The sequence below is a fragment of the Phytopseudomonas straminea genome, assembly GCF_900112645.1.
Taxonomy (GTDB): Bacteria; Pseudomonadota; Gammaproteobacteria; order Pseudomonadales; family Pseudomonadaceae; genus Aquipseudomonas; species Aquipseudomonas straminea.
In genome coordinates this window covers 374,476-385,915 of record NZ_FOMO01000005.1, presented here as the reverse complement: position 1 = coordinate 385,915, position 11,440 = coordinate 374,476, and the positions used below count along the sequence as shown (strand labels likewise).

Genomic DNA, 11,440 nt, shown 5'->3' with positions numbered 1-11,440 from the left:
TCAGGCTCACGCTCTGAGCGAGAGCCAGAGAGAATGCGGGTTTCACGTGTGGTGGAAGGGACTGCGATGAGTTCGAGTCTCTCCGTCCGCACCATCTTTTAGCCCCTCCCGTTTGCCACCTGCATCTAGGGTGACTTCTGCAACACCTCCCTCTAGAATGCATGCCCTTGAATGGGGCCGGTAAGCGGCCGGCATACGTCTGTGCAACGAGGAATATCCATGCAAGTTTCTGTTGAAAGCACTTCCGCTCTCGAGCGCCGCATGAGCATCACTGTGCCGGCCGAGCGCATCGAAACCCAGGTCAACAAGCGTCTGCAGCAGACTGCCCAGAAAGCCAAGATCCCTGGCTTCCGTCCTGGCAAGGTGCCGATGAGCGTGATCCGTCAGCGTTTCGAGGCCGATGCGCGCCAGGAAGCGGTGGGCGACGTCATCCAGTCTTCCTTCTATGAAGCGGTTGCCGAACAGAAACTCGCACCTGCTGGTCAGCCTTCGGTCGAGCCGAAAGTGCTGGAGAAGGGCAAGGACCTGGAGTTCGTTGCGACTTTCGAAGTGTTTCCGGAAATCAAGGTCAGCGGCCTGGAAGGTATCGCCATCGAGCGTCAGCAGGCTGAAGTGGCCGATTCCGACGTCGACAACATGCTGGACATCCTGCGCAAGCAGAACACCCGTTTCGAAGCCGTAGAGCGTGCTGCCGAGAAAGACGATCAACTGAACATCGACTTCGTCGGCAAGATCGACGGCGAGGCCTTCGCTGGCGGTTCCGCCACCGGTACTCAGCTGGTACTGGGCTCCGGCCGCATGATCCCGGGTTTCGAAGATGCCCTGATCGGCGCCAAGGCCGGCGAAGAGCGTGTGATCAACCCGACCTTCCCCGAGGACTACCAGAACCTCGACCTGGCTGGCAAAACCGCTGAATTCACCGTCAAGGTCAACAGCGTTTCCGCCCCGCAACTGCCGGAGCTGAACGACGAGTTCTTCGCCCTGTTCGGCATCAAGGAAGGTGGTCTGGAAGGTTTCCGCGCCGAAGTTCGCAAGAACATGGAGCGTGAGCTGCGTCAGGCCATCAAATCCAAGATCAAGAACCAGGTTATGGAAGGTCTGCTGGCCGCCAATCCGGTTGAAGTGCCCAAGGCCCTGATCACCAGCGAAGTGAACAACCTGCGCGTGCAGGCCGTTCAGCAGTTCGGCGGCAACATCAAGCCGGATCAACTGCCGGCCGAGCTGTTCGAAGAGCAGGCCAAGCGCCGCGTCTCCCTCGGCCTGATCGTCGCCGAAGTGGTCAAGCAGTTCGAACTCAAGCCTGATGACGCCCGCGTGCGTGAGCTGATCCAGGAAATGGCCTCGGCCTACCAAGAGCCTGAGCAGGTCGTAGCGTGGTACTACAAGAACGACCAGCAACTGAACGAAGTCCGTTCGGTTGTACTGGAAGAGCAAGTTGTAGATACTGTTTTGCAGAAGGCCAATGTGACTGACAAATCGGTCTCTTACGAAGAAGCAGTCAAGCCGGCAGAAGCTCCACAAGCCGCCTGATTTCTTCGCCTCGTTCGAGAACACCATAAGCCAGCCTCAGTGCTGGCTTATGCGTATTCGAGATATGACTTTTATTAGGGAGCGAATGCTGGAAATGTCGCACAATCCTTTCATGCAGCAAATGTCCGATATCCAGGCCGCTGGCGGTCTGGTTCCTATGGTCGTCGAGCAGTCCGCTCGTGGCGAGCGCGCCTACGACATCTATTCGCGTCTGCTCAAAGAGCGCGTGATCTTCCTGATCGGCCCTGTCGAAGACTACATGGCCAACCTGGTGGCCGCGCAGTTGCTGTTCCTTGAGGCCGAGAACCCGGACAAGGACATACACCTGTACATCAACTCGCCGGGTGGTTCGGTAACCGCCGGCATGTCTATCTACGACACCATGCAGTTCATCAAGCCGGACGTCTCGACCACCTGTATCGGTCAGGCGTGCAGCATGGGTGCGTTGCTGCTGGCTGGCGGCGCCGCGGGCAAGCGTTACTGCCTGCCGCATTCGCGCATGATGATCCACCAGCCGCTGGGCGGCTTCCAGGGCCAGGCCTCGGACATTGAGATCCACGCCAAGGAAATCCTGTTCATCCGCGAGCGTCTGAACCAGGTGCTGGCCCACCACACCGGCCAGCCGATTGAAGTGATCGCCCGTGACACCGACCGTGACCGCTTCATGAGCGGTGAAGAGGCGGTCAACTACGGCCTGATCGACAAGGTACACAGCCGCCGCGAGCAAATCGGCTGAAGCGTGACGCCGCAGGCCGACAATAGTCGGCCTGCGGTGCATCGGGCTTGAAAATGCCCCGGTTTGGCTCCATCTTGTGTTTTAAGCCTACGGTATTGGATTGATCGAATGACTGACACCCGCAACGGCGAGGACAACGGCAAGCTGCTCTATTGCTCCTTCTGCGGCAAAAGCCAGCACGAAGTACGCAAATTGATTGCTGGCCCCTCGGTATTTATCTGCGACGAGTGCGTCGACCTGTGCAACGACATCATCCGCGAGGAGGTGCAGGAAGCCCAGGCCGAGAGCAGCGCGCACAAGCTGCCGGCTCCCCGGGAAATCAGCGCGATCCTTGATCAGTACGTGATCGGGCAGGAACGCGCCAAGAAGATCCTGGCGGTCGCGGTCTACAACCACTATAAGCGCCTCAATCAGCGCGAGAAGAAGGATGACGTCGAGCTCGGCAAGAGCAACATCCTGCTGCTCGGGCCGACTGGTTCGGGCAAGACGCTGCTGGCTGAAACCCTGGCGCGCCTGCTCAACGTCCCGTTCACCATCGCCGATGCGACCACCCTTACCGAGGCTGGCTACGTAGGTGAAGACGTCGAGAACATCATCCAGAAGCTGTTGCAGAAATGCGATTACGATGTCGAGAAGGCCCAGATGGGCATCGTCTACATCGACGAGATCGACAAGATTTCCCGCAAGTCCGACAACCCGTCGATCACCCGTGATGTGTCGGGCGAGGGCGTGCAGCAGGCTCTGCTGAAGCTGATCGAAGGCACCGTTGCCTCGGTTCCGCCTCAGGGCGGCCGTAAGCATCCGCAGCAGGAATTCCTGCAGGTCGATACCCGCAATATCCTGTTCATCTGCGGTGGGGCCTTTGCCGGCATCGAGAAGGTGATTCAGGGCCGTTCGACCAAGGGCGGTATCGGTTTCAATGCAGAAGTGCGCACCAAGGACGTCGAGAAGAAGATTGGCGAGTCGCTGCGTGAAATCGAGCCGGACGATCTGGTCAAGTTCGGTCTGATTCCAGAGTTCGTGGGGCGCCTGCCGGTTATCGCGACCCTGGAAGAGCTCGACGAGGCAGCGCTGGTGCAGATCCTCACCGAGCCGAAGAACGCGCTGACCAAGCAGTACGGCAAGTTGTTCGAGATGGAAGGTGTGGATCTGGAATTCCGTCCCGACGCGCTCAAGGCAGTGGCCCAGAAAGCGCTGGAGCGCAAGACCGGTGCGCGCGGCCTTCGTTCGATTCTCGAGGGCGTGCTGCTTGACACCATGTACGACATTCCGTCGCAATCGGACGTCAGCAAGGTGGTCATCGATGAAAGCGTGATCGACGGCAGTTCCAAGCCGCTGCTGATCTACGAAAACAGCGAGCCGCCTGCCAAGGCCGCGCCAGACGCGTAACGCGTTCGTCATATGTTGTAAGCAAGGGGCCTGCGGGCCCCTTTGCTTTTAGCGACGTCAATGCTTGTTTTTTCGTGGGGCTACCCCCATCTTAGGGCCAAGGGTAATCCCACCGTTTACGGCCGCAAGGCCGCCGTAGAGCTCAAAATCATGAAGACAACCATCGAATTGCCTCTCCTGCCTTTGCGCGATGTCGTGGTCTATCCGCACATGGTCATCCCGCTTTTCGTAGGTCGCGAGAAATCCATCGAAGCGCTCGAAGCGGCGATGAATGGCGAAAAGCAGATTCTGTTGCTCGCCCAGAAAGATCCTGCTGACGATGAACCGAGTGAAGAAGGGCTCTACCGCGTCGGCACAGTTGCCACGGTGCTGCAGCTGCTCAAGTTGCCCGATGGCACCGTGAAGGTGCTGGTCGAGGGCGAGCAGCGTGGCGAGATCGAGCAGTTCATCGAAGCCGATGGCTATAGCGCCGCCGAAGTGCAACTGCTCGACGAAGTCGAGGCGCCGGAGCGCGAGAGCGAAGTGTTCACCCGCAGCCTGCTCAGCCAGTTTGAGCAGTACGTTCAGTTGGGCAAGAAGGTGCCGGCGGAGGTGCTGTCTTCGCTGAACAGCATCGATGAGCCCAGCCGCCTGGTCGACACCATGGCCGCCCATATGGTGCTGAAGATCGAGCAGAAGCAGGAAATTCTCGAGATCGTCGACCTGCCGGCTCGTGTCGAACACGTACTGGCGTTGCTGGACGCCGAGATCGACCTGCTGCAGGTCGAGAAGCGCATCCGTGGTCGCGTGAAGAAGCAGATGGAGCGCAGCCAGCGCGAGTACTACCTGAATGAGCAGATGAAGGCCATTCAGAAAGAGCTGGGCGACAGCGAGGAGGGTCACAACGAGCTCGACGAACTCAAGCGCCGCATCGAAAACGCCGGGCTGACCAAGGAAGCCTACGGCAAGGCCCAGGCCGAGCTGAACAAGCTCAAGCAGATGTCGCCGATGTCCGCCGAGGCCACCGTGGTGCGCTCCTACATCGACTGGCTGGTGAACGTGCCGTGGAAGGCGCAGAGCAAGGTACGCCTGGACCTGGCACGCGCCGAGAACATCCTCGATGCCGATCACTACGGCCTCGAAGAGGTCAAGGAACGCATTCTCGAGTATCTCGCCGTGCAGAAGCGCGTGAAGAAGCTCAAGGGCCCGGTACTGTGCTTGGTCGGCCCGCCTGGCGTGGGCAAGACCTCGCTGGCTGAGTCCATCGCCAGCGCGACCAATCGCAAGTTCGTGCGCATGGCGCTCGGCGGCGTACGTGACGAAGCGGAAATCCGCGGTCACCGTCGTACCTACATCGGTTCCATGCCAGGCCGCCTGATTCAGAAGATGACCAAGGTCGGCGTGCGCAACCCGCTGTTCCTGCTCGATGAAATCGACAAGATGGGTCAGGACATGCGCGGTGATCCGGCCTCGGCGCTGCTCGAGGTGCTCGACCCGGAGCAGAACCACAACTTCAACGACCATTATCTGGAAGTCGATTACGATCTGTCCGACGTAATGTTCCTGTGCACCGCCAACTCCATGAACATTCCAGCCGCGCTGCTGGACCGTATGGAAGTGATTCGCCTGCCAGGCTACACCGAGGACGAGAAGGTCAATATCGCCACCAAATATCTCGCGCCCAAGCAGGTTCAGGCTAACGGTTTGAAGAAAACCGAGCTGGAATTCGAGGAAGCGGCGATCCGTGACATCATTCGTTACTACACGCGTGAAGCCGGCGTGCGCAGCCTTGAACGGCAAATCGCCAAGGTGTGCCGGCGTGCGGTGAAGAAGCACGCCAAGGAGAAACGCTTCCATGTCGTCGTTACCGCCGACTCGCTCGAGGATTTCCTGGGCGTGCGCAAGCATCGCTATGGCCTTGCCGAGCAGCAGGACCAGATCGGTCAGGTGACGGGTTTGGCCTGGACTCAAGTGGGCGGCGAACTGCTAACTATTGAGGCCGCTGTGGTGCCGGGTAAGGGCAATCTGATCAAGACCGGCTCGCTGGGTGATGTCATGGTCGAATCGATCACGGCCGCGCAAACCGTGGTCCGCAGCCGTGCTCAGAGCCTTGGCGTGGCGCCGGATTTCTACGAGAAGCGCGACATCCACATCCACATGCCGGAAGGCGCTACGCCCAAGGATGGCCCGAGCGCGGGCGTGGGCATGTGCACTGCACTGGTGTCGGCGCTGACGCAGATTCCAGTGCGCGCGGACGTCGCCATGACCGGGGAAATCACCCTGCGTGGTCAGGTGCTGGCGATTGGTGGCTTGAAGGAAAAACTGCTGGCGGCGCATCGCGGTGGAATCAAAACCGTGATCATTCCCCAGGAGAATGTTCGCGATCTCAAGGAAATTCCCGAGAACATCAAGCAGGACCTGCAGATTAAACCGGTTAAATGGATTGACGAGGTCCTGCAAATTGCGCTGCAATACGCGCCGGAGCCCTTGCCAGACGCGGCTCCGGAGTTGGTTGCAAAGGATGAAAAACGCGAGTCTGATTCCAAGGAGCGAATCAGCACGCATTAGCCGGATGCCTTCCTTGACACTTTTTTGGAGCCCTTGATATAAAGCGGCTCTTACCGTGTCGGCAGGCCATCCAGCACCCGATTCGCTTCCATTAAAATCAAGAAACAACCTAAACCGAAATTAAGGGGACTTAGAGTGAACAAGTCGGAACTGATCGATGCCATCGCCGCATCTGCTGATATCCCGAAAGCTGTTGCTGGCCGTGCGCTGGACGCAGTGATTGAATCCGTAACTGGCGCTCTGAAGGCTGGTGATTCCGTTGTACTGGTTGGTTTCGGTACTTTCGCTGTCAAAGAGCGCGCTGCTCGCACTGGCCGCAACCCGCAGACTGGCAAGCCGATCAGCATCGCTGCTGCCAAGATCCCAGGTTTCAAAGCTGGTAAAGCACTGAAAGACGCCGTCAACTAAGCGTCTTCGGGCCTTTGCCCGCCGGGTCGGCTAACCCCGGCTCGGTTGCGGGGCGGCAATAAGACCACAAGGTCTGTCACGCCGGGGATTGTTTGAGTTGTGATCCCGATCCGCTTCGCACGTTACGAGAAGGCGCATCCCAGGATGCGCCTTTCTTCTATCCGGATTTTTTACCCACGCTGCGCGGCCACTTTTAGTTCGTGACCGTTCTGGGGGATGCATGCTGCAAAATATCAGGGACAATTCACAGGGTTGGATTGCCAAAACCATCATCGGCCTGATCGTCGTTCTTATGGCGTTGACGGGTGTTGACGCGATCATCACCGGCACGGGCAACAGCCAGAACGCCGCCGCGGTGAATGGCGAGAAGATCAGCCTGAACGAGCTCAACCAGGCTGTGGAGATGCAGCGCCGTCAGCTGCTGCAGCAACTGGGCAAGGATTTTGACCCGGCCATGCTGGACGAAAGGATGCTGCGCGATGCATCCCTTAAAGGGCTGATCGAGCGCTCACTGCTGTTGCAGGGCGCCAAGGACTCCAAGTTCGCCTTTTCCCAGGCCGCTCTCGATCAGGTGATCGTGCAGACGCCTGAGTTCCAGGTAGAAGGTCGCTTCAATGCCGATCGTTTCGATCAGGTGATCCGTCAGCTCGGCTATACCCGTATGCAATTCCGCCAGATGCTCGAGCAGGAAATGCTCATCGGCCAGCTGCGCGCGGGCCTGTCTGGCAGCGGTTTCGTCACCGACGAAGAAGTGGCCGCTTTCGCACGCCTGGAAAAGCAGACCCGTGATTTCGCCACCCGAACCATCAAGGCCGATGCCGGCGCGGTGAAGGTCAGCGATGACGACGTCAAAGCCTACTACGACGCGCAACAGGCTCAGTTCATGAGCCCGGAGCAGGTGGTCATCGAGTATGTCGAGCTGAAGAAGGATGCATTCTTCTCACAGGTCTCGGTTACCGATGAAGAGATGAAGGCCGCCTACCAGTCCGAGATCGCCAACCTGGCCGAGCAGCGCGACGCCGCGCACATCCTCATCGAAGTGGGCGGCGACGTCAGCGACGAGCAGGCCAAGGCCAAGATCGAGGATATCCAGAAGCGTCTGCAGAAGGGCGAAGACTTTGCCGCACTGGCCAAGGAATTCTCCCAGGATCCGGGCTCGGCCAGTGATGGCGGTGACCTCGGTTACGCCGGCAAGGGCGTTTACGACCCGGCCTTCGAAGATGCGCTCTATGCCTTGAAGAAGGATGAGGTTTCCGCTCCGGTGCGCACCGAGTTCGGCTGGCACCTGATCAAGCTGCTGGGCGTGCAGGCGCCTGAAGTGCCGACCTTCGCCAGCATGAAGGCCAAGCTTGAGACCGACCTCAAGGCGCAACGCGTCGAACAGCGTTTCGTCGAAGCCACCAAGCAGCTCGAAGATGCTGCCTTCGAATCCTCCGACCTGGCACAGCCTGCTCAGGAGCTGGGCCTGAAGGTGCAGACCAGCGAGCCGTTCGGTCGTCAGGGCGGTCAGGGTATCGCCTCGAATCGTCAGGTGCTGCAGGCTGCTTTCAGCCAGGAAGTGATGGAAGACGGCAGCAACAGCAGTGCCATCGAACTCGACCCGAATACCCTGGTGGTCATTCGCGTCAAGGAGCACCGCAAGCCGCAGCAGCTGGAACTCGATCAGGTGGCTGACAGCATCCGTGCCCAGCTGACCAAGACCCGTGCCAGCGAAGCGGCCAAGGCGGCTGGTGAGCAGCTGGTCAGCGATCTGCGCGACGGCAAGGCCAAGCCTGAGGGCGCCGAGTGGCAGGTGGTCGAAGCAGCTACCCGCAATCAGGATGGCGTTGATCCGGCCGTGCTGCAGGCGCTGTTCCGCATGCCCAAGCCGACCGGCGAGAAGTCCGAGTTCAGCGGCATTGCCCTGGCCAATGGCGACTACGCCGTGATCCGCCTCAAGGGCGTGAGTGAGCCGGAGCAGGTGCTGAGCGACGAGGAGAAAGCCATGTACCGCCGCTTCCTCGCTTCGCGCAGTGGCCAGGAAGACTTCGCCGCGTACCGCAAGCAGTTGGAAAGCAAGGCTGATATCGAGCGCTTCTAAGCGCCGATCTGCCGCAATGACAAAGGCCCCGGTTTCGGGGCCTTTGTTTATCTGCAGGTTTTGTAGGAATCAGCTGTGCAGCCGCTGAACCTGCAATGCACGTTCAGGGCATGGCTGGTTCGGGTTTGACGCGGGTCATGAAGGCCGCTTCCAGAAGCTGCCGGGTGTACGGGTGCTGCGGCGCCTCGAAGACCTGCCTGGCGTCACCTTGCTCGACGACCTGGCCCTGCTTCACCACCATCAGTTGATGGCTGATCGCGCGAACCACGGCCAGGTCATGGCTGATGAACAGGTAGCTGAGGTTGTACTTGGCCTGCAGCGAGCGCAACAGGTCGACAACTTGACGTTGTACGGTGCGGTCCAGGGCTGAGGTCGGCTCGTCGAGCAGGATCAGCGCCGGCTTGAGCACCAAGGCCCGGGCGATGGCGATGCGTTGGCGCTGGCCGCCGGAAAACTCGTGGGGGTAGCGGTGCCGGCTTTCGGGATCGAGGCCGACTTCCAGCAGTGCATCGATGATCGCCTGTTCCTGCTCGGCCTCGTTGCCGATACGGTGGATGCGCAGGCCTTCGCCGATGATCATGCCGACTGTCATGCGTGGGCTGAGGCTGCCGAAGGGGTCCTGGAACACCACCTGCATTTCCCGGCGCAACGGCCGCACCTGGCGCTGTGACAGTCCCCCCAGGTGGTGCTCGCCGAAACGGATGCCGCCCTGGCTGCCGATCAGGCGCAGGATTGCCAGGCCCAGGGTCGATTTGCCCGAGCCGCTTTCGCCGACGATGCCCAGGGTCTGGCCCCGTGGCAGGCTGAAGTTGATGCCATCCACGGCCTTGACGTGATCGACGGTACGGCGCAGCAGACCCTTCTTGATCGGGAACCAGACCCGCAGGTCTTCGACCTCCAGTATCGGCTGCGCTTCTTCGCAGGCGACCGGATCGCCATCCGGCTCGGCCGCCAGCAACTCACAGGTATAGGGATGCTGCGGCGTGGTGAACAGCGTTTCGCAATCGGCCTGTTCGACCAGCTCACCGTTCTGCATCACGCACACCCGCTGGGCGATACGGCGTACCAGCTTCAGATCGTGGGTGATGATCAGCATGGCCATGCCCAGACGGGCCTGCAGGTCCTTGAGCAGTTCGAGAATCTTCAGCTGCACGGTCACGTCCAGCGCGGTGGTCGGCTCGTCGGCGATCAGCAGCTCCGGCTCGTTGGCCAGGGCCATGGCGATCATCACGCGCTGGCGTTGCCCGCCCGACAGCTCGTGGGGCAGGGCCTTTAGCCGCTTGTGCGGCTCGGGGATGCCAACCAGCTCGAGCAGCTCCAAGGTGCGCTGGGTAGCGGCCTTGCCGCGCAGACCCTTGTGCAGGGCGAGTACCTCGTTGACCTGCTTTTCGATGCTGTGCAACGGGTTGAGCGAGGTCATCGGCTCCTGAAACACCATGGCGATACGATTGCCGCGGATGCCGCGCAGCTTCTTCTCGCTCAACTTGAGCAGATCCTGGCCGGCATAGGTGATGCTGCCGCTGGGATGCTGGGCCAGCGGGTAGGGCAGCAGACGCAGGATCGAGTGGGCAGTGACCGATTTGCCGGAGCCGCTTTCGCCGACTAAAGCGAGGGTTTCGCCGCGGCGGATGTCGAAGCTGATGTGCTTGACCACACTGCGGCTGTGCTCGCCACTGACGAAGGCAACGGACAGGTCGCGGATTTCGACGAGGTTGTCGGGGTGGCTCATGTCATTTCCTCGGGTCGAACGCATCGCGAGCCGCCTCGCCTATAAACACCAGCAGGCTCAGCATGATGGCCAGTACGGCAAAGGCGCTGATGCCCAGCCAGGGTGCCTGCAGATTGGACTTGCCTTGGGCGACCAGTTCGCCGAGCGACGGTGCGCCTGCCGGTAGGCCAAAGCCCAGGAAATCTAGGGCGGTCAGAGTGCCGATGGCGCCGGTGACGATGAAGGGCAGGAAGGTCATGGTCGAGACCATGGCATTGGGCAGAATATGGCGGAACATGATCGCGCCGTTGCGCATACCCAGCGCTCGGGCCGCGCGCACGTACTCCAGGTTGCGGCCGCGCAGGAACTCGGCGCGCACCACATCGACCAGGCTCATCCAGGAGAACAACAGCATCAGGCCCAGTAGCCACCAAAAGTTGGGCTGCACGAAGCTGGCCAGAATGATCAGCAGGTAGAGCACCGGCAGGCCCGACCAGATTTCTAGAAAGCGCTGCCCTGCCAGGTCCACCCAGCCGCCGTAGAAGCCCTGCAGGGCGCCGGCAGCCACACCGATCACCGAGCTGGCGAGGGTCAGCGCCAGGGCGAACAGCACGGAAATGCGAAAACCGTAGATGATCCGCGCGAGCACGTCGCGACCCTGGTCGTCGGTGCCCAGCCAGTTGGCTGCCGAGGGCGGCGCCGGGGCAGGGACCTTGAGGTCGTAGTTGATGCTCGAGTAGCTGAAGGGGATCGGCGGCCAGATCATCCAGCCATTCTTTTCCTCGATCAACTCCTGGATGTAGGGGCTCTTGTAGTTGGCCTGTAGCGGGAACTCGCCTCCGAAGGTGGTTTCCGGGTAGCGCTTGAGCACCGGGAAGTAGTACTGGCCGTCATAGCTGACCACCAGCGGCTTGTCGTTGGCGATCAGCTCGGCGCCCAGGGTCACGAAGAACAGGGCGAGAAAGATCCAAAGCGACCACCAGCCGCGCTTGTGGGCCTTGAAGCGATCGAAGCGGCGTTGATTCAGCGGGGAAAGTGCCAT

The 11,440-nt window shown here is 60.4% G+C and carries 8 protein-coding genes; 6 read left to right on the top strand and 2 right to left on the bottom strand.

Annotated elements, in window-relative coordinates; all coding sequences use genetic code 11:
- Positions 1-219: 219 nt before the first annotated feature.
- The 6 genes from tig (at position 220) to BM279_RS14815 (ending at position 8,690) form a co-directional block, all read left to right on the top strand.
- Positions 220-1,530, top strand: a complete 1,311-nt coding sequence (gene tig / locus BM279_RS14840) for a trigger factor (RefSeq protein ID WP_093504882.1) — start codon at positions 220-222, stop codon at positions 1,528-1,530.
- A gap of 94 nt (positions 1,531-1,624) precedes the next feature.
- Positions 1,625-2,266, top strand: coding sequence for an ATP-dependent Clp endopeptidase proteolytic subunit ClpP (gene clpP / locus BM279_RS14835; protein ID WP_027905321.1), 642 nt, complete (start codon positions 1,625-1,627; stop codon positions 2,264-2,266).
- A 108-nt stretch (positions 2,267-2,374) separates the two neighbouring features.
- Entirely contained in the window at positions 2,375-3,655 is a 1,281-nt protein-coding gene (clpX, locus tag BM279_RS14830; protein WP_013791345.1) for an ATP-dependent Clp protease ATP-binding subunit ClpX, read from the top strand.
- A 150-nt stretch (positions 3,656-3,805) separates the two neighbouring features.
- Positions 3,806-6,202 carry an endopeptidase La gene (gene lon, locus BM279_RS14825; RefSeq protein WP_093504880.1) on the top strand — a complete coding sequence of 799 codons (2,397 nt, stop codon included), beginning with the start codon at positions 3,806-3,808 and terminating at the stop codon, positions 6,200-6,202.
- Positions 6,203-6,337: 135 nt separating this feature from the next.
- Positions 6,338-6,610 carry a nucleoid-associated protein HU-beta gene (gene hupB / locus BM279_RS14820; protein WP_003239952.1) on the top strand — a complete coding sequence of 91 codons (273 nt, stop codon included), beginning with the start codon at positions 6,338-6,340 and terminating at the stop codon, positions 6,608-6,610.
- Between the two features lie 220 nt (positions 6,611-6,830).
- Complete coding sequence (locus tag BM279_RS14815; protein ID WP_093504877.1) at positions 6,831-8,690, top strand: SurA N-terminal domain-containing protein; 1,860 nt, start codon at positions 6,831-6,833, stop codon at positions 8,688-8,690.
- 103 nt (positions 8,691-8,793) lie between these two features.
- Here BM279_RS14815 and BM279_RS14810 read toward each other — a convergent pair whose 3' ends face one another.
- Together BM279_RS14810 and BM279_RS14805 are read right to left on the bottom strand one after the other, a co-directional pair.
- Positions 8,794-10,419 (bottom strand): ABC transporter ATP-binding protein, encoded by a 1,626-nt coding sequence (locus tag BM279_RS14810; protein ID WP_093504875.1) that lies wholly within the window; start codon positions 10,417-10,419, stop codon positions 8,794-8,796.
- A gap of 1 nt (position 10,420) precedes the next feature.
- Positions 10,421-11,440, bottom strand: coding sequence for an ABC transporter permease (locus BM279_RS14805; RefSeq protein WP_093504873.1), 1,020 nt, complete (start codon positions 11,438-11,440; stop codon positions 10,421-10,423).

Bases quoted from the DNA above. Each gene is read 5' to 3' on its own strand.
- tig (WP_093504882.1), top strand. From the start codon at position 220: ATGCAAGTTTCTGTTGAAAGCACTTCCGCTCTCGAGCGCCGCATGAGC.
- clpP (WP_027905321.1), top strand. From the start codon at position 1,625: ATGTCGCACAATCCTTTCATGCAGCAAATGTCCGATATCCAGGCCGCT.
- clpX (WP_013791345.1), top strand. From the start codon at position 2,375: ATGACTGACACCCGCAACGGCGAGGACAACGGCAAGCTGCTCTATTGC.
- lon (WP_093504880.1), top strand. From the start codon at position 3,806: ATGAAGACAACCATCGAATTGCCTCTCCTGCCTTTGCGCGATGTCGTG.
- BM279_RS14815 (WP_093504877.1), top strand. From the start codon at position 6,831: ATGCTGCAAAATATCAGGGACAATTCACAGGGTTGGATTGCCAAAACC.
- BM279_RS14810 (WP_093504875.1), bottom strand. From the start codon at position 10,419: ATGAGCCACCCCGACAACCTCGTCGAAATCCGCGACCTGTCCGTTGCC.
- BM279_RS14805 (WP_093504873.1), bottom strand. From the start codon at position 11,440: ATGGCACTTTCCCCGCTGAATCAACGCCGCTTCGATCGCTTCAAGGCC.